Annotated in this window: 13 protein-coding genes; 12 read left to right on the top strand and 1 reads right to left on the bottom strand. The window is 50.4% G+C overall.

Features of this window, described 5'->3' with window-relative positions:
* Positions 1-29 precede the first annotated feature (29 nt).
* The 9 genes from G411_RS0106260 to G411_RS0106220 all read left to right on the top strand — a co-directional run bounded on the left by G411_RS0106260 (position 30) and on the right by G411_RS0106220 (position 13,324).
* Entirely contained in the window at positions 30-1,016 is a 987-nt protein-coding gene (locus G411_RS0106260; RefSeq protein WP_022958323.1) for a helix-turn-helix domain-containing protein, read from the top strand.
* Between the two features lie 280 nt (positions 1,017-1,296).
* Positions 1,297-2,301: an MDR family NADP-dependent oxidoreductase gene (locus G411_RS0106255; protein WP_169530622.1), complete on the top strand. Its 1,005-nt coding sequence runs from the start codon at positions 1,297-1,299 to the stop codon at positions 2,299-2,301.
* Between the two features lie 161 nt (positions 2,302-2,462).
* The gene (locus G411_RS19620) at positions 2,463-4,952 is read left to right on the top strand and encodes an efflux RND transporter permease subunit (RefSeq protein WP_022958321.1); all 2,490 of its coding nucleotides are present in this window, start codon (positions 2,463-2,465) and stop codon (positions 4,950-4,952) included.
* Between the two features lie 73 nt (positions 4,953-5,025).
* Positions 5,026-6,417 carry a DUF1329 domain-containing protein gene (locus tag G411_RS0106245; protein ID WP_022958320.1) on the top strand — a complete coding sequence of 464 codons (1,392 nt, stop codon included), beginning with the start codon at positions 5,026-5,028 and terminating at the stop codon, positions 6,415-6,417.
* 60 nt (positions 6,418-6,477) lie between these two features.
* The gene (locus G411_RS19615) at positions 6,478-7,491 is read left to right on the top strand and encodes a WD40/YVTN/BNR-like repeat-containing protein (RefSeq protein ID WP_022958319.1); all 1,014 of its coding nucleotides are present in this window, start codon (positions 6,478-6,480) and stop codon (positions 7,489-7,491) included.
* 39 nt (positions 7,492-7,530) lie between these two features.
* Positions 7,531-9,579, top strand: a complete 2,049-nt coding sequence (locus tag G411_RS0106235) for a DUF1302 family protein (protein WP_022958318.1) — start codon at positions 7,531-7,533, stop codon at positions 9,577-9,579.
* 84 nt (positions 9,580-9,663) lie between these two features.
* Positions 9,664-11,034: a DUF1329 domain-containing protein gene (locus G411_RS0106230; RefSeq protein ID WP_022958317.1), complete on the top strand. Its 1,371-nt coding sequence runs from the start codon at positions 9,664-9,666 to the stop codon at positions 11,032-11,034.
* A 211-nt stretch (positions 11,035-11,245) separates the two neighbouring features.
* Positions 11,246-12,646 (top strand): hypothetical protein, encoded by a 1,401-nt coding sequence (locus tag G411_RS0106225; protein ID WP_022958316.1) that lies wholly within the window; start codon positions 11,246-11,248, stop codon positions 12,644-12,646.
* An 84-nt stretch (positions 12,647-12,730) separates the two neighbouring features.
* On the top strand, positions 12,731-13,324 hold the full coding sequence (locus G411_RS0106220) for a transferase hexapeptide repeat family protein (protein WP_022958315.1): 594 nt from the start codon (positions 12,731-12,733) through the stop codon (positions 13,322-13,324).
* A gap of 36 nt (positions 13,325-13,360) precedes the next feature.
* Here G411_RS0106220 and G411_RS22605 read toward each other — a convergent pair whose 3' ends face one another.
* Complete coding sequence (locus G411_RS22605; RefSeq protein WP_471837002.1) at positions 13,361-13,870, bottom strand: styrene oxide isomerase; 510 nt, start codon at positions 13,868-13,870, stop codon at positions 13,361-13,363.
* 666 nt (positions 13,871-14,536) lie between these two features.
* On the opposite strand from G411_RS22605, the gene G411_RS0106210 reads away from it, so the two are divergent.
* From G411_RS0106210 to G411_RS0106200, 3 genes are all read left to right on the top strand, one after another.
* Positions 14,537-16,705 carry a TonB-dependent receptor gene (locus G411_RS0106210; protein WP_169530620.1) on the top strand — a complete coding sequence of 723 codons (2,169 nt, stop codon included), beginning with the start codon at positions 14,537-14,539 and terminating at the stop codon, positions 16,703-16,705.
* Between the two features lie 184 nt (positions 16,706-16,889).
* Positions 16,890-18,686 (top strand): acyl-CoA dehydrogenase C-terminal domain-containing protein, encoded by a 1,797-nt coding sequence (locus tag G411_RS0106205; protein ID WP_022958312.1) that lies wholly within the window; start codon positions 16,890-16,892, stop codon positions 18,684-18,686.
* Positions 18,655-19,695 carry an NAD(P)H-dependent flavin oxidoreductase gene (locus G411_RS0106200; protein ID WP_483852518.1) on the top strand — a complete coding sequence of 347 codons (1,041 nt, stop codon included), beginning with the start codon at positions 18,655-18,657 and terminating at the stop codon, positions 19,693-19,695. The genes G411_RS0106205 and G411_RS0106200 overlap by 32 nt, the downstream gene beginning before the upstream one ends.
* The last annotated feature ends 11 nt before the right edge of the window (positions 19,696-19,706 follow it).

Here is a 19,706-nt window from a genome sequence, read left to right as displayed (position 1 = left end):
ATCCAAAATAACTATTAAAATGGTGTGTTATGAGTGTCATACAGGGGCAAATGGCCGGTGAAACGGCGCTTTCAACGTTGGGCTGGTTGCCGGCATCTACCCGTCAGGTCGAGTCGTTCAAAGAATGGAAAGACTTCGTTCGAGATAACTTTCCCTGGCTTGAATTTAGAAATAGAGCATCTGGTCAGTTTGATGCAGAAATCTACTCTCAGCAGGTGGGTTGCTCTGGTCTGAGTATGATTCGCACCTCGGCTGGTGAGGTGAAACGGACGCGTCACCTCGCCGAAATGACCGACAGCGGATCGATAAAGATCATGTGGCAGCTTAGTGGTGGTCTGATGGTAGAGCAAGATGACCGTAGCTGCAGTCTCTCGCCTGGTCAGGCGACGGTATGCGATAGTGCGAGACCATATAGAATTCAGATGTCTGACCAGTCTAAATTTGCTGTACTAATGTTGCCTCATGATTATTGTGCTGGCTGGGAGCATATTTCAGAGTCGATCTGTGCGACGACCTTATACAAGGGCGCATCGATGCGGTCGGTATTGGGAACATTGATGGCGCTTACTGCTGCCGATCGAGATGAAGGCGAAGAGGACATTGGCGCGGTATTGGACGCGATCCAGTTGATGGTGACTAAACTATTGTACCGGTCGGCTGAGCAGACCGGTCTACAGGCTTACAACGACCCCCGCCTCAACAAAGCTCGAGATCATATAATCCGGAATTTAAGCGACAGCAGTTTTGGGCCTGACGATCTGGCGTCAGCCATGTGCATGTCTCGCAGGTCGCTTTATATGTTGTTCGAGGAAATCGACACGACACCAGTCAAATTAATTCGTGAACTGCGGTTGGAAACCGCGGTGAGAGCATTGCTGGATAGTCGCGAAAAAAATAGAAAGATAACTGACATCGCCTTTGACTCGGGATTTGGTGAGTACGCTACGTTCACGCGCTTGTTTAAGACACGCTACGGAAAAACGCCGAGGGAATTTCGAGAAGATTCTTCAAAATAAGCGTCAAAGTACTACGATTAACGGGAGGCGTGTCACGCCTTCCTTTTGGCCTCCTGCGTTCCGTAATGGCATTGCCCCCAGTCCCTATTCAATCCTTTTCTATCATCCCATTTGTGCCGGCCAAGGAGCAGCCTGACAACACCATAGGCGCCGTGTTCGCACTTTTCTACCCGCACTGATTGACACCCTATTTGCACGAATCGTGGAGAACAATCCGCGTGTATGCATGCATTCTGAAAAAAATAACAGGGAGATAGTCAGGATGAAGAGTCAGAGGGTAGTGCTGAAGGAGCGGCCGCGCTTCCAGGTGCCGACTGAAAAGTGCTTTCGCGTTGAAGAGGCAGATATCAATGCGCCTGGGAAGGGCGAGATCTTGATTCAGACCGTATGGCTTGGCATGGACCCGTATCTATTCTCCAGGGTGAAAAAAGTATCTGACCAGGCGAAGCCGATTGAGATCGGTGAGGTTATGTATGGAGCTGCTGTTGGAAGAGTCGTCGCTTCGAACCTGGCGGGTTTTTCAGAAGAAGATTATGTCCACGGTTTGTGGGGGTGGAAGGATTACCACATCAGTGACGGCTCGGACGTAAGCAAGATCCCTTCGGGAGTGAGTTCGCCGTCGCATATGCTAGGTGCGCTAGGGGCCGCCGGGTTTGGGGCCTACTTAGCCAACAGAAACGTACTCAATGTGCAGCCCGGAGATGTGGTGTTCTGCAGTGCAGCTACAGGCGCCCTCGGGCAAATAATTGGCCAGATAGCAAAACTGAAGGGTGGTGTAGTTGTAGGTACTGCGAGTACGGAGGAGAAATGCCAACTGGCGACTACTTCGATGGGATATGACTATTGTATCGAGCACTCCAGTCGTGATCTTTCGCAGAGGCTTGAAACTGCGATTCCAGATGGGATTGATGCAATGGTGGTTTCGACAGGCGGGCGAAGTTTCGATGCCGCTTTTCCGCTAATGAACAAGAACGGCCGTGTCGCTATTTGCGGTTTGATGGCTTTGTATACATCGACGTCAGGTCCGGCGAGAAATGACAATAATATGACGTTGCTAAACGAGGTTCTGTTGAAGCGTTTACGCATTCAGGGCTCGCTCGTTCTTGATTATCTGAACACGGATATACATAGAGAATTTCTTCAGGAAATGTCTTCTTGGATTCGGCTTGGCGCTGTCAAGCCTGTAGAGCACATCACTAAAGGGCTGGAGAATGCGCCATCTGCTCTCCGAGAGCTGTTCGAGGGCAAGAATGTCGGGAAGTCCATTGTTTCTGTCAGTGATTAGTCGGTCAGGTGCACATTACGTCACTCTCTTTGCACTGTGAGATAGGCTGGACGTTGGCGCAATACTGATAATGAAAGTTGAAGATTTCGTTACCTCAAGACTTCTATGGTCCGCCAGGCCGGGGTCGAGGTAAAAAAATAACCATACGAAGTAGTATTGATATGAACAATCTAAGCTTTAAGATAGCAAGGCAAGTCATTGCAAAGCGGGCGTACGTCGCTTTTGCCTTCCTTCTTATCACAATATTCTTTGCATTCGGTGTGCCCAAGGTGGACATCCGCACAATCTTTGCGGATTTGCTGCCAGCAGATGATCCGTTTGTTCAAACATTCAAAGAGCATCCAAACTTCGGTAACCCTCTGACTATCACTGTTATGGTCAAGCGGACAGATGGGGAGCTCATCTATAACGAAAAGACGCTGCAGAAAGTTTGGGATCTCACTCGTGATATCGATTTGATAGAGGGTGTCGATCACGACCGAATCATTTCAATCACTACTGAAAAAGCAAATTACGCCGAAGCAACATCGATGGGTGTAGAAATGCAGCCCTTGATGGGCGACAGAATTCCCCAGGGTGCTGCAGAATTGAAGGATCTTCAGCGTCGTGTGGAAAGGTCGCCAATGGCGCGCACGTATCTCGTGTCGTCTGACGAGAAAGCAACCCTGATACGGGCGGGCTTCCATGAACACCTCCTCGACTACGGCCACGTATTCAGTGAGGTCCAGCGCTTGGCAAAAGAGGCGAGTGACGGTAGCCACACTATCAGGGTCGTAGGGCAGCCAGTATTGACGGGCTGGATCTATCTGCTTCAAGAGCAGACCTATGCAATTTTCGCTGTCACCGTCGGCCTCCTTCTCCTTGCGCTGGCATTCTATATGCGAAATCTCGCGGGTATTGCCACGCCGATATTGTGCAGTGCCGTTGCTGCGACATGGGGTTTTGGGCTTGTAGGCTGGCTTGAGTCGCCTATCGAGCCGCTGCTAATGGTAGTTCCGCTGCTGTTGATTGCCCGCTCGTTCTCCCACTGTGTTCAGTACACGGAGCGATACTACGAGATCTTCAGCGAGCTGAAAGATAAAAAACTTGCCTCAGAGGCGACACTAGCCGTGATGATGGCGCCCAGTGTATTTGGAATTGTTACCGATACGCTCGCGATCCTGTGTATCGGTGTTGCACCAATTCCAGCTATGCAGAGATTTGCGCTGTTCTGCGGGTTTTGGGCATTTTTCCTGATTCCAACAGGTGTGATGCTGATTGCTGTTTTGTTGTCCTATCTGCCAACACCCAAGAACATCGATTCCATAATCGGTGCGGGAGAGAAAGAGAAAGGCATACACGGTGTGCAGAAGAGAGTTCTGACAAGTGTGGGCCGGTTAATCACCGGCAATGAAAAGAGAACGAAGTTAACAGCTACAGTAGTTTGTCTGGTGTCTGTCGTGGTGATTATTGTGTCTAGGCAGGTGGCAATAGGAAACCCGACGGAAGGCAGTAATCTCCTGTGGGATGAGTCCGAGTTCAATGTTGGTACTCGGGATGTTAATGACCATTTCCCTGGTGTGAACTCACTGGAGATAATCCTGGAATCAAAAGACCCTGGGAATGTTCAGGCGCGTGCGGCCCGAAGTAAAGAAGCCTATGAGGTCTCCAAAGCTATCGTTCGAAGCGTCATGAGCGGCGACAATCCGGCGAAAGCAACGCGTTCATTTTCCGACTTCATGGAAGAGGGATCTCGTCTTTATTCTGGAGGACACCCTGCATGGCTTTCTCTTGATCCCACGGATCGCGCTGTGAACGCCGCGGGCGTGGCTGTGGCCTTTGGTCAAAACCCCCTGAACTTTGCAGATGTCACTGACTTTCAGTTCCAGCACAGTGCCGTGTCGCTGTTCTATCGAGATAACAAGCAGGAAACGATCGACAAAGCATTGGCCGCGGCAAAACAAGCGGTCTCAGAGCTGGGTGATGATCACGAAACTATCAATGTACGAATGGCATCAGGAACTATTGCGCTGCAAGAAGCCCAGAACCAGGTTGTCAAGCGTTATGAATGGATAATGCTGGCGCTGGCATGCGTCGCCATATTCTTTATCGCCTCATTCGCCTACAAGTCATTTGTTGCGTCATTGGTGCTGCTTGTTCCTGTTGTGCTTGCAAACTTCTATCTGACTGCGGCTATGCACATGCTGGGCATAGGCCTTGACATAAATTCTGTCATGGTCGCGGTTCTCGGTGTCGGTGTGGGTATTGATTACGGCATTTATCTCATGTCACGAATCTGTGAAGAGTACAGCGCGCAAGGCGAAAGCTGGGAAAAGGCGATAGTTGAGTCCCTTACAACAACAGGCAAGGCAATCATGTTCACAGCGTCAATCATGCTGGTCGGTATCTTGCCTTGGTATTTCTTGTCGGATCTCAAGTTCATGGCTGACATGGGTTTGCTGCTGTCTTCGGTAATGCTGATCAATATGGTTCTCGCGCTGCTTGTCCTGCCGTTAATTGTATATGTCCTCAAGCCAAAATTCGTTACACGCAACGATCTTATGGTAGGCGAAAGCCTTGATATGTCTTGGTTTGATCAGGGCGAGGCAGAGACAAAGGAAAGTAATCTCGATCTAAAAAAAAATGAAATTAATACTGATCGAGTAATTTGAATAATATGATTTAACCCGTTTTGTCGACGACGGTTAAGGTTCGGCCTTTTTAAGAATAAATTCGGAGGTTGTTATGCACATTCGCAAATACGATATGAATTTTAGCCGGCGGCAGCTGCTCAAAGGGATGGCCTATGGAGCGGCGGCGGGAGTCCTGATGCCTCTCGAAAAGGTATTCGCAAAGGATTTGAGCTTGCTGAAAGCATATCCTGACGAGCTTTATTCAATCGACGATCAGACAAAAGGTAAGATTAGCGTTGGTGACTATATCACCAAAGATAACGTCGAATACGCAAAGCACTTATTGGATCCTTCAATCTACGATCAAATTCTAAATGAAGGTCGTCGGATTAAAGTTCGTGCTCCTACCACTGAGCTGCGTCAGCTATTTAATAACTCCTACTACGAAGCCATGCAGAGAAATATTGCAGAAGGCCGTGGCGGTAAATTTGATAGTAAAGGAAACGTTGTAGATTCGAATGGGAAAGCCTGGAGTGGTGGCCTACCCTTCACAAGTCCAAAAAATGGCCAGGAAATCTGGGCAAATATGGCTATGAGTTGGGGGCGGGCGGACGCCAACACCTATGCGATCAAGCAGTGGGACTATGGCGCGGACGGAAATCTGGAGTACGAGTATGATTTTCAGTGGGTCGAGTTGCAGATGCAGGCTCGTACCGACCGCAAGGTATTTCGCGGATATGAAGATGAAATCCGGCGCCAGTGTGTTTACTTCAGCAACTCACAAGATGTTCGAGGTACGTCCTTCCTGAGTAACTGGTCCTATGACCAGACGAAGATACCTGATTTGTACGGGTACCTGCCCGAGTTCCGCCGTGTGCGTCAGTTCCCGGCAAACCAGCGCTTCGAGCCGTTGATTCCTGGCGCGACTTGGTTCCTGACTGATCCTTGGGCTGCAGGTGACCCATACCTGACGTGGGGCAACCACAAAATCATTGATCGCAAGCCGATGCTTCTCGCCTGTAATGGCAACTTCGCTGATACCGATGATAACTGGAAGCCTAAAGAGCAAGCCAATAATCCCAAGTTCTGGGAGACAGAATATGAAATGTCTCCAGATGTCATTGTTACCGAATGTGAGCCCGTCGGATACCCGCGATCACCGGTAAGCAAGAAGCGAGTATACGCCGATGCTCGTAACAGCGTGCCGAATGGATGTATGCGTTACGACCGTCAGGGGAAACTGTGGGCTAACTTCGAAATGGCATTCGGTCAGTTTGTTGGTGGTGGCGCTGACGGTAATCGAGTCGTCTTGAGTGCTGACGGAAAGACGCCGGCATGGTCTTGGGTATACTGTCTTATCTACGATCACCAGAACAAGCGTATGTCCAGAACCCACCACGCTAAGAAGGGTGTTGGTACAGAGTCCCTCTTCCAGATTGATGAGGACTGGTTGTTCGAAACTTACTGTACTCAGCAAGCACTTCAGTCTCTGGGGCGTGCATAAAAACAATGAACCCTGTGCGGACTATCCGCACAGGAGTTTGGATTTTTTCGGGAGATTAGGATGAGAATGTCGTTCTCTTCTAAACGCAATTATCTTCTTAAATTTAAGATAGCTATTTGCGGCATATTTTTCTCTATCTGTGCTCATGCAGGAGAACTTTTGGTTGCACATACACCAACCGATCGCCTGTATGACATCGATATCAGTGGGTCTCATGGATATGCTGTTGGCGAAGCTGGATTGTTGATGGAAACGTCTGACAGCGGTAAAAGCTGGTCGGAAATTGACACCCCTACAACACTCGCATTAACAAGCGTTGCTGTCACCGAAAATGGGGCAGTTGCAGTAGGTCAGCTCGGCGAGGTGATCGTTAATGTTGATTGGTCCGGGTGGAAAAAGGTTGGTTCCAGTTCACGCATGCGTTTATTAGGCGTGGACATGAATAGTGATGGACTCGCGGTTGCCGTGGGGGCCTTCGGGACTTTACTTCGTTCTGTCGATCACGGTGTGACCTGGAAAAGCATTCAGCCTGATTGGGCTCCTCTGTATGACTCGGGTGCCGGTGATGCCGCCGTTATTCGTGATGAACCAACAAACTACGTTGTTCAAGTACTCGAGGATGGTCGAATCCTGATTGGCGGAGAGTATGGCCAAATTTTGACCTCAGTAGACCGCGGAGAGTCCTGGAATGTGATCTATCGACATCCGGAAGAGGGTGACGTTATTGCTCCAACGTTCTTCGATTCCAAATTTTACGGTAATACCGGATATGTAACCGGACAATCGGGAACAGTGCTGATATCTCAAGATAAAGGCATGACATGGAAGGCGCTACAGACTCCGACTCAATCTAGCTTGTTCGCAATCGGCGGCGACGAGGCGGGGAATATCTTTGCGATTGGGCAACGCGTCGCTGTTGTAAGCAAAAATTATGGAAAGAGTTGGAAAACATTCGACGCGCTGGATATCAGCCTGAATTGGTACTCGGGTATTTCGATCACAGAGATATCAGATTCGGAGCGTGTTACGGCAGTGGGGCATGGTGGTCGCATTATTTCAGTAAATCCATTTTGAATCTAAAAATAGATCGCCGGTATTTAAGGGGATATAAAAATGAGAAAGATAGGTACTGCAATCGCACCGGTTATGCTCTCGGCAGCTGGGGCACTTGGAACTTCCGCGGTCCATGCTGAAGGTCTTATTGAAAGCATCATCGAAAAGACGACTTTTCTTGGGCAGTTTAGGGTTGACGCTGCTTTTAAGACAAATGACGAGCAGAATCCATATAACCAGAATGCGATCCCATATCAAAATGAAGCGGTTTCAAGGCAGGCATATCTGCCGCCCGACCTAGGTGGCGGTCGATGGGGTAATACAGAAATTCCTTCGTTACCATTTGTTCTGGATACGAATGACACCGTGGTTAGAAACGACAGGGCTACGGGCGAAGACTACGATTGGAACCAGGTCAATCTCCGCTTTAGTGGTGAAATGGACATGAAATTTAATCGTCAGTGGCGGTTGAACGTGAAAATGAGGGCTTTGTTCGATCCTGTCGTACATGACGGTTTTGACGCCTACGATGTGATGGGTGATCAAGGTGGTATATCCAAAGGGCGTTATGATCGGTATGCGGATACCGGTGAGACCAATTTCTATCAGGCTAAAGGGCGGAATGGGGAAAATATAAATCCGCTTGAGTATGCTGGCCGAAATTATATGGTCGACTTCCCCACGTTCATTATCAATTACAAATCAGGTAAATACGATCTTCGCTTCGGTAATCAGCAGATTGCCTGGGGGCAGGCAATCTTCTTCCGTACGCTTGATGTGGCCAATGGTTTAGATTTGCGCCGACATCTTATTCTCGATCGAGCCATTGAAGAATTTGAGGATGAGCGTGTGCCGAAATTGGCATTGCGTGCAACGGTTCAAGCGACCAACAATATCCTTTTCGATGGCTTTGTGGGTAAATTTCAGCCGGACATTCTCCCCAATCCGAATACGCCTTACAACGTTATTCCGTCTGAGTTTTATCGGCCCCTAGACAACTATCATACCGGTGGCTACGACAATAAACTTGATGCTGGATTCCGTTTAAAAGGTGATTATGGGAACTGGGGTTGGCAAGCAATGTATGTCAGCCGATACAACCCGTTGGGTGTATTTCGCTGGGCAGAAAGTGGCGTTAACAAAGGGCTGACCCCGTGGGGGGGAACTGTGGGTACGGCCGTTGAGACTGGCTATTTGCTAAAGCCTAAATGCAGCGGCAGTCAAAACCCCTATGATAATTTCTGTAGGCTCTATGATAGCGTTGGCGAGGCACTTTCACACACGCCATTTACTGTCGGTCCTGGCGGCGTCTACAGTGACAAAGAGTGGTTCGCCGCAGCTCACAGCGTACGTTTGGACGGTGTCGATGTTATCAATGCCGCTATCAGGGATTTCCCGGCGTTGAGAGATATCTTTGCGTCTCCGGTAGCGAACGTGGAGGAAGCAAGCGCATTGCTGAATACATTCTTTATTGGTGCTGGCGGCAGCATTCGAGGCAATGTCCAACGCGACTATTTCCGAGAGGATGTCTTCGGTTTTGGTCTTAGCTATGTGACGGAGACGGAGGATAACAAGTCATTCTGGAACCAGATTATTCTGAATATGGAGGTCCAGTATACCCCCGAGCGTGTATTTACCTCTCCAGATCTGGGTAAGGATGGTCTGACGTCAGACGAATACATACTGACGCTGGTGGCTGAGAAGTGGCACAGATGGAGCGAGAGCTTCCCTGCTGCCTACTTGGTGGGGCAGTTCATGCACCGCAGTGAGAGTGACTTGATAGGGCTTCATTTGGATGGCTACGGCGGTAACGTCGGCAATACCGCTCCGAAGCAGCCTGGAGGCATTTCTAGCGCAAACTATTTGGTTTTCGCCGGGTTCCAGCCCTGGCCTAACAAAAAGTATATCGCGGAATGGGCGATTCTCTATGATGTTCAAGGCGGGCTGCTATTCCAGCCGTTGCTGAAGTGGAATCCTGGACGAGGTATGAGCGTCGATCTTTACTACAACTATGTTACTGGAGACTTGCACGGAGATGGCAGCAAGACCCTCACTAGGGCGTTAGATCATGTGCAGGAAGTAGGTATGCGATTCACTTATCAGCTGTAACCTTCTCAACTGAAAGGGACGGGTGATGTCTGTCACCCTTTTGCCGGCTGTGTTCCCAGCCGGCTTTTTTTTGAGGGTATATAAATGACTGGTTGGAATATTCATTCGAGCAGAAGAAGTATTTTGAAGTATGCGCTGGCGGGAAGCTGTGCGGGATTCTTAAAGCCTTTGTCTGCTGCTGTGGGGGCGGCCGGTAGTATTGAGGGTGTATACCCAGATGAGCTTCTCTCTATAGAGGAATACACTCGTGGGACGATATCTACCGGTGCGTATATCGATGCCTCGAATGTCGAGGCGGTTAAAGACTTGTTGGAGCCTGCAAAATTCCACCATGTGAAAAATATGGGTAGGCGATTAAAGTTGCTTCCAACAACGACTGACTGGATGAGGCTTGGCCCCTGGGAATATCTTGAGGCTACATTATCGAATCGAGGAAAAGCCAGATTTGATGGCTCTGGGAATGTAGTAAATGATGATGGGCGACCGTGGATCGGTGGTCATCCTTTTCCCGGAACGACCAATGCTTTGGAGTTGTTCGCCGGGCTCACATTGTCGTGGGGAAGGCATGATTCGAGCCTTTACGCTATGCGTGAGTATGACATAAGCCGCGGTGGCATTGTCGACTACGAATATGATTTGGTATGGGCAGAACTTTCCCCTGTAGGACGACTGGTTTCAGACCCTAAGCCATATTGGCCTGAGCATGAGGATAAGCTGCGATTCAACACCGTTGTATACCTATCGCCAAACACTGAACGTGGTGCGAGCTATTTGAATATATGGCCGTATGATCAGAATAAATTTCCGACGCTGTATGGCTATGTGCCGAGCTTCAGACGAATTAGGCAATTCCCGACGAATCAACGTTTTGAGCCGCTGGTGCCGGGTTCCGCGCTCTATCTGTCAGACGCTTGGGCAGCAGGAGATCCGCTCCTTACTTGGGGTAATTACAAGGTGATTGGTAGGCAGCCGTTACTGGGTGGTGTCTCCGGGGGGTGGAATTCGTCTCATAGTAACTGGGAGCATGGTGTTCATGGTGGCGAGAAGGGAGAAAGCTTCTTCGATAGTGTTGTTGAATTGATCCCGGAGACAATTGTTTGTGAAGCGGAGCCTGTCGCATTTTCGAGAGCGCCTGTGAGTAAAAAGCGAGTATGGTTCGACGCGAGGAATGGTATGCCTGTTGCTATGGTTACGTATGACCAGAAGGGAAATCCGTTCCGTTCTTTTGATGGATGTTACAGCATCTATGATGATGGTAACCGGAGAGTCATGGACGGCAAGCACGCGTATTGGTCTTGGACATACCTCCATGCCTATGAATTCCAGTCAGGTCGAATTACTCGAATTGAGCAAGTTAAAGAGCTGGATGGAGGCCACTGGAGCCGAGCGAACGACCAGAGTATTTATGATGAGTACCTCACGCAGGCTGCGCTGCAAAGGCTTGGGCGAGATTGAACTTGTCGCTGTTAATCATGGTAGGCGCGTTCTTTGACGCTTGGCATTTGCACGGTCTGTCTATGATTTTGCACGGAGGACTAATAATTGTGGCCGATTTATCGTAACAATAGCCTCAGTAGGGTTTAAGCTATGACTAGAAATGGCTTAGGCCGCCGGTAGCTCAGTGTGTGCCGGATTAAAATAAAGATGTGCATTCGAGGAAAGATAAATGGCTGAGGTTATTGAAGCAGATTACCTTGTGATTGGGGCTGGTGGTATGGGGATGGCGTTCGTAGACGAAATCCTAACTCATAGCGATGCCACAGTTGTAATGGTAGATAAGAACTTTCGGCCCGGTGGTCATTGGAATTATGTGTACCCATTCTGTCGCCTTCATCAAACATCGACGTGCTATGGCGTCAACTCGACGGAGTTGGGCGGTGATCGTAGAGATGAATTTGGTCTCAACAAAGGATGTTATGAGCTGGCTAGCGGAAGTGAAGTCGTAGCCTACTTCGATAACGTTATGCAACGTCGGTTTATCCCTTCCGGGCGAGTAAAGTTCCTCTCGATGTGTGAGTATGACAAGGATTCAGGGCGAGCAAGAAATACCGTCAGCGGCGGTGAGTATGAGTTTAAGGTAAAGAAAACAGTTGATTCGACCTATCTGAACGTAACGGTGCCATCTCAACGTCCACCAACATTCGATGTTGCAGAGGGTGCCAAGGCGGTAGCCGTAAATGATCTGCCAAGGATTGCACCTTACTACGAAAATTTTGTCATTGTGGGATCGGGTAAAACCGGTATGGATGCGGTTCTGTTTTTGCTCAGTAACGGCATAGATCCAGACCGAATTACATGGGTAATGCCGGCAGACGCGTGGATGTTTGACCGTTTCAGCGTTGATCCAGGCCGTAAATTTTCCGATCCGGTGACACAGTATACTATCGGTATTCTAGAGTGTGCACTTGAGGCCAAGAGCTACCGTGATTTTTATGATCTGCTCGATGGGCGTGAGCTGATTAAGCAGTTGGATCGAAATCACAAGCCAACTCGCTGGCGCTGCGCAACTTTCACCGAGCTTGAACTCGAGCAGTTGCGGCGAGTGAAAAATATTATTCGTATGGGGTATGTTGAGGCTGTTTCTCCTAGTGAGATGACCTTGTCTGACGGCGTCTGCCCTGCACCTGCCAATGCAGTCTATGTCGATTGTGCTGCAGACGGCTTGCCCAAAGTCCCGGATACCAAAGTGTTTGATGGAGATAAAATTACTCTCCAGACAGTTCGGATGTGTCAGCAGGTATACAGTGCCGGTTTTATCGGCAATGTAGAGTGCAATGTTGACGCGGATGAGGATCGTAAGAACGAGCTTTGTCATCCGGTTCCTCTGCCCTATCTTGAAATTGACTATCTCCGCTGCGCGCTTCAGAACAGCAAGAATATGGCCGTTTGGTTGACAGAGCCTGCCGTAGTTAAATGGATTAATGAGGCTCGTACAGACCTGTTCAGCCCGCTGTTGGACTTCGAGGATCCCGAAGTGGCGAAAAGTATTCAAGCTATGGGTGAATTGATCCAGGAAGCAATTCCCAAGATGGAAGTTTTGCTTGAAGAGGGCATGCGTGGCGAGTGAGTCATGCTGCCAGTCCCAAGTCTCTCTTTGCGCCCCTTATGGGGCGTTTTTTTTAATATTTTTAGAGTCTAATCGGAGTTACGAATGGCTAAAGTCTATGAGATAGATGGCGTCGTTCCCGTCGTGCACCCATCTAGCTTCATTCACCCCGACGCAATACTGATTGGGGATGTTGTTGTTGGGCGGGATTGTTATATCGGTCCGGCCGCTTGTCTTCGGGGGGATTTTGGGGCGATCATTTTGGGTTATGGGGTGAATGTTCAGGATACCTGTGTGATCCATTCCTTTCCCGGAAAAACGGTTGAGATTCTAGATTATGGCCATGTCGGGCATGGTGCGGTACTGCACGGGTGTGTTGTGGGAAAGAATGCTCTTGTTGGAATGAATAGTGTCGTGATGGACGGTGCTGTTATCGGAGATTGCGCTATTGTCGCTGCATGTTCGTTCGTAAAAGCTAACCACAGTGTTCCTGCTTCATCATTGGTGGCGGGGGTGCCTGCTAAGTTTGTACGCGGGCTTAGCGAGCACGAGTTAGACTGGAAAGCTAAGGGAACAGAAGAGTATATCCAGTTATGCAAGCGTAGCCTGGCTACATTGAAACCAACCGAAGCTCTTACAGAAATTGAGGATGGGAGGCCTTCACTGAATCTTAAATCATCTCATAAGCCGCTAAAGTAGTATTCTTGTCTCTCTCAATGTGGAGTGAAAAGCTGATCAGGCGTCGGTTAGCTGGCTTTTCGTGCGAAAGAGCCCCAGCATAATGAGAATTATCATAATGTGAATGCCTATTATGGGGGGATATCCCATTAGGTATATAAGGTCATTTACTGTGCTGGCCTCGAATGGTCCGCCGCCAAAGGCCAGCCCTCTTGTTCCGAATATCGCATTTAGGGTTGCCGCTACAGTAAATACCCAAGCCGCGACTATTGCAGACCAGAAAAGCCATGTCGTTTGTCTTTTTCTTAAAGAGAGAAACTTACTGGTTGCCCCGACTCCGATAAGCATTAGTCCCTGTGTAATTGCTTCCATATGCGCCATTCGCCATGCCCGACTGTCATTGGGTATGTTTACTGATATGTCTATAGGAAACGGCCAGAGTACGATCCTTTCTAGTAGGGCAAAAAACCATACCCACCCAATCAACAGGCTTAGTGCCAGTAAGCCAAAGCCATTTATAAAGAATAAAAGTCTAGTTTTGTCATCTATTACGTTTGAGTTTTTCATTGTTATTTCGCGTATTGGTTTTTAATTAATTTACATCAGTAAATTAATTTTATCAGTAGGCTATTTTTAATATTTTTGTGTGAGCGGGCGTTCTGTTTTCTGAGGAGTTGGCAATACTGAGTGACGGGCTGCCGATTTTAGGGCAAAAAAAAGGCGAATCAGCTGTACGCTTGATTCGCCTTTCTATTTGGTAGCGGGGGCAGGATTCGAACCTACGACCTTCGGGTTATGAGAAATCCGACAAAACCCTAAGCTGATGTTTTTAAATGTAAAATATCCGAGGCGTCCGTTGTTTTGGGTATAGTTTGGCATAGCAGAGGATATGTGATCCCCACAAATCTCCCGCGTTGGAACTATGGACATTAATAGCTGGTAGCTAGGTGGTATTTTCCTGAAGTAGCTCTATGCGCCTGGCGATTGGCGGGGGGTAGTACGCAGTTGGCTTGCTAGAGGCGCCAGGATTTTATGATGTCCTGTGTTCTGGCCCAAAGGCCTGCACTTCCTGCATTTATTTGGAATGCCCGAAGAATGATATGCGTAATAGTGCGTATGTTTAATTCTGCTGCTTTGGTTATCGTTAAAACCTAACGGCCATAGATAAAGTCTATGCGCCGGGTTATCCTTTATAAAAATTAACGTAATAGGGATTGGGTAAAAATGATAACTATGTCGCCTGTCAAGCTTCGGAGAGGTGTCTGCAAACCCGGCAAATATAAAGTCATCGCCGGGTGTGTCGCGCTTTTTTTTGTACCACAGCTCTCATTTTCAGATGTCGTGATAGAGGAGGTTTACGTAACCGCTCAAAAAAGATCTGAGCGAAATGTTGATGTGCCAATAACCATCTCCTCTGCAACTGGTGAAGAGTTGGCTAATGCTGGAATTACAAATACACAAGATTTGGCTCAAACGGTGCCTGGTTTACGCGTCGACTTGTCCGGTGGGTTCTCCCAGCCAAGTATACGTGGGATAGGAAGTTCTGTTGCTGGTCCGGGTCTAAGTGCATCGGTTGCAACTTACGTTGACGGAATCTATCGGGCTAGTGCTTTGACATCGGCGTTCGAGCTATCAGATATCGATTCTATTCAAGTGCTGAAAGGTCCTCAGGGGACCTTATTCGGGCGTAATGCGACTGGTGGTGCCATTATCGTAACCACCACGCAGCCAAGCTTCGAGCCTGATGCTGAAATTAAACTTAGCTACGGTCGTTATAATACCAGTCGGCTGCAGGCGAAGGGCTCGATGGGGCTCACGGATCGTCTGGCTGTGGGGGGAGCGCTTTATCACCATAAGAGTGATGGTTTTGTGGAGAATAGCTTTGATGGGAAAAATGTTGACGAGATAGATAACTGGGGAGCACGTGTAAAAGCGCTTTATGATGTAAATGACAAAATTTCTCTCCTGTTGTCATACGCTCACACAGACAAAGATGATGGCTCTTCTGGGGCGGTAAACGCTTATCGCGGTATTTCAGTTGTCAACGACCCGAATAATCCAGCTGTCGATCCGGTTCATCAGGATGGAACCGCCATTGATCTGCCTACTGAGCGAGGACGAGTCTCTGCAGACGGGCCGTCTGGAATGAAAGCTACGAGCGACGATATTGCCTTGAGAGTAGAGTGGGATCTCGGCAGCATGATGCTCACCTCTTATACCGGCTACCACGAAGAGGAAATTGTAGATCAGCGTGACTACGACGCGACGTCACTTCCAGTCTTTCATGGAAAGTATCGTGTAGAGGGGGAAAGCATTTCTCAGGAGTTAAACCTTTCTTCGGCAGGAGATAGTCTGTTGCACTGGGTAGCTGGCGTTTTTTATTTTAGAGATGATAGCCAGTTTCCCTACTTCAATAGCGTTAATACCGGTCAGGCAGTTACTCCCGCCTTCCGCAATGGCCAAAAAACTGAGGCTTGGGCAGTTTTCTGGGATGGCAGTTACGATTTTACTGACTTGCTTACGATTACAGTTGGTGCTCGCTATAGTGAGGACACCATGACAGTAAACTATGAAGTTCCGGGGCTGATTCCCTACACCACAGCAGAAGAAACGTTTGAGGATTTCTCTCCCCGTGTGGTGCTGCGCTACAGCGTTGACGAAAACAGCTCTGCTTATCTTTCATTGACCAAAGGCTATAAATCTGGAGTGTTCAATCCTGCCGGGTTTACCACCACCCCGGTGGATCCCGAAGAGCTTACTGCTTATGAAGTTGGCTACAAGACGCAGATGGGGCAGTGGAATGCCAACTTGGCGGCGTTCTATTATGACTACTCCGAGCTACAGGTGAATCGTTTTGTCGGCGCATCATCGGTATTGGTGAATGCTGCTGATGCGACGATTTTCGGTTTGGATGCTCAATTTTCCTATATGTTTTCATCATCGCTGCATATGGACTTGGGATTGGCCTATACCAAATCGGAATACGACGAATTTATGAATGCGCCGGCATACATTGGAACTGGCTTTCCAGGTGATCCTTACCAGACGGCCAGCGTCGATGCGTCTGGTAATGAACTACTGCGTACTCCCGAACTTACCGCGAATCTAAGCGTGAACTACGGGCGGGAAGTGGGTAGCGGCATGGCCGACTTCAATATCAGCTATTATTACAGCTCGAGCTTTTACTTCGATGCGGCGAATGACGTTGAGCAGGATGCATATAGCTTGATGAATCTGCGTGCGAGCTGGGCGCCATTCTCTGAGCGCTATGGTATTGCGGTCTACGCCAACAACGTGCTGGATGAAGAGTACTTGGTACAGGTGCTGCCACAAAGTGCGACATTGTTGCAGCAGTATGGTTTGCCTCGCAGCTATGGTATCGAATTCACCATGCGATTTTAGAGCTATCGTGCCGGGGTAGCGGGTGCTCCCCTGGCATTCATTTCGCTCTCTCCTTTCATATGCCCGTTTTTCTTCGCCTTGTAGGTTGATGCTCAGTGTTTCTTTAAGCTTATGACCATGCGCATTGCGCGCCCCGATAAAAACTAATAAAATTAGATTTAATCTAATAATTGAGGGGATGAGGTTGGTCGACTACCGCGTGCCAATTCGTGATGTGCTTTTCTCGCTACACGAAGTGAATGATTACGCCGATCACTACGCCAGTTTGGGCGGCTTCGGTGATTTTAGTTTGGGCGATGTCGAGGCGGTGCTCCCTGAGCTTGGCCGCTTTGCCAGTGAGGTGTTGGCGCCGCTAAGTGCGGTGGGCGACAGCCAGGGTGTTCGTCTCGATGATGGACAGGTGACGACACCCGAGGGTTTTGCCCAGGCCTATCGGCAATACGTTGAGGGTGGCTGGCCGACACTGGCTCAGCCGGAAGTCTATGGCGGCACGCCCATGCCCTATTCGGTGAAGATTGCCGCCAGTGAGTTTTTGCAAGCGGCCAATCAGTCTTGGTGCATGTATACCGCGCTGAACGACGGCGCTATTAAGTGTTTGACTGAGTTTGCTGACCCTGAGCTGGTCTCGCGTTTTGTGCCTAAACTGGTCAGTGGGCAGTGGCTCAGTACCATGTGTTTGACCGAGCCCGCCTGCGGCTCTGACCTCAACCTGTTGCGCTGCAAAGCCGAGCCAGCTGCCGACGGCCGCTACCGCATCTACGGCACCAAGATCTTTATTTCCTCCGGCGACCACGATTTCACCGACAATATTGTGCACCTGGTGTTGGCACGCCTGCCGGGTGCGCCAGCGGGCACGCGGGGTATCTCGCTGTTTGTGGTGCCCAAGCGCTGTCTCGACGCCGAGGGTGAGTCGGCCGAAGCCAACCGGCTTAGCTGCGTATCCACCGAACACAAAATGGGCCTGCGTGGCAGTGCCACGTGTGTCATGGCCTTCGACGGCGCCGAGGGCTGGCTGGTGGGCGAGCCGCACCGCGGCTTACAGAATATGTTTGTATTTATTAATAAGTCGCGTCTCGGCGTGGGACAGCAGGCGCAGGGCCAGATCGAGGCGGCGTATCAAACCGCGCTGGCCTACGCCCATGAGCGCCTTGCCGGGCGCGCCCCCGGCGGCGCGGTGAACGCCGAGCAGCCGGCCGATGCACTGATTCACCAGCCCGATATTCGCCGTATGCTGATGAGCCAGAAGGCGGTGGCGGAGGGCGGCCGGGCCTTGATTCACTGGTGTGCCAAATGCGTGGACGAGGTTGACTACGGTAGCCGCGAACAACAGCAGGCGGCGCAGCAGCGACTGGGTCTGTTGATTCCCATTACCAAGGGCTGCCTGTCGGAGCTGGCTAGCGAAATGACCGACTACGGCGTGCAGATTCTCGGCGGCCACGGCTATGTGAAGGACTGGGGTGTCGAGCAACGGGTTCGCGATGTGCGGGTGACGCGAATTTATGAGGGCACCACCGGCATCCAGGCCAGCGACTTGCTGGCCCGAAAAGTGCTCGGCCGTGACCGCTCGGCCTTTGATCGCCTGTTGGCCGAGATGCGGCTATGTTGTGAGCAGGCCCGAGGCGCGCACTCGGCGGCGCTGGCCGCGCAGTTACTTGCGGCGATTGCACAATGGGAGGCGATTACCGACCAGCTGGCCGTCGACGCCGAGCAGGCGCCGACACTGCTGTCGGCGGTCGCGGTGGATTATCTGATGATGGCGGGCTATATCACCTTGGCCTTTATGTGGCTGAAGGCGGCCATCGCGGCTGAGCAGCGACAGGCCGAGGGCACTCATGAGTCGCGCTTTTATGCAGCAAAACAGCAAACCGCCGCGTTTTACTATGCCAAGTTGCTGCCGCGTATTGCCGGGCATCTGGCGGTGATTCGCGCTGGCGCCGCGCCCCTGGACTGTGACGACGCTCTGGCCGTGGACGAACAATAATATTTTCAATAAGAGAGCAAAAACGATGAAAACACGCATTACCGAGTTGCTGGGCATTGACTACCCCATTGTACAGGGCGGCATGATGTGGGTTGGCCGGGCCGAACTGGCGGCGGCGGTGTCCAATGCTGGCGGGCTGGGGATTCTCACCGCCTTAACGCAGTCGTCACCGGCGGCGCTGCGCGCCGAAATTCAGCGCACGCGGGGCATGACCGACAAGCCATTTGGGGTCAACCTGACCATTCTGCCCTCAATTAACCCGCCGCCCTATGAAGAGTACGCCCGAGCGGCGGTCGAAGAGGGCGTGAAAATTATTGAAACCGCCGGCCAGAACCCCGAGCCCTTTCTGCCGTATTTCAAAGAGCATGGGGTAAAGGTCATTCACAAATGCACCTCGGTTCGCCACGCAATGAAAGCCGAGCGGATCGGTGTGGATGCGGTCAGCGTTGACGGCTTTGAATGTGCGGGCCACCCCGGTGAAGACGATGTGCCCAATCTGATTTTGCTGGCAGCCGCCAAAGAAAAACTCAGCATTCCTATGCTGGCCTCGGGTGGCATTGGCAATGGCTACCAAATGGCGGCGGCCATGGCGCTGGGCGCAGAAGGGGTCAATATGGGCACTCGTTTTGTGGCAACGCAAGAGGCACCGGTTCACCCCAATATGAAACAGGCGATGGTCGATGCCGACGAGCGCTGCACTACCTTGATGTTCAGAACCCTGCGCAACACCGCGCGGGTGTTTAAAAACCCGATCGCCGAGCAGGTGGTGCAAATTGAGGCGCTGCCGGGCGACACCGATTTTGCCGATTTGAGAGAGTTAGTGGCCGGTGTGCGCGGCCGCGAGCGTTGCATTGAAGGTGGCGACATTAATGACGGTGTTTGGACGGCGGGGATGGTAATGGGCCTGATTCACGACATTCCCAGCTGCGATGTGCTGATTCAGCGGATGATGGCCGAGGCTCGCGATGCGGTGCAAACCCGGCTGGCGGCCCTGCTGGAGAGCGCCTAAGCCATACACCT

Origin of the sequence: Spongiibacter tropicus DSM 19543 (genome assembly GCF_000420325.1) — a bacterium.
GTDB lineage: Bacteria > Pseudomonadota > Gammaproteobacteria > Pseudomonadales > Spongiibacteraceae > Spongiibacter > Spongiibacter tropicus.
The sequence above is the reverse complement of the archived record's forward strand: the minus strand, read 5'-3'. Positions and strand labels throughout refer to the sequence as shown.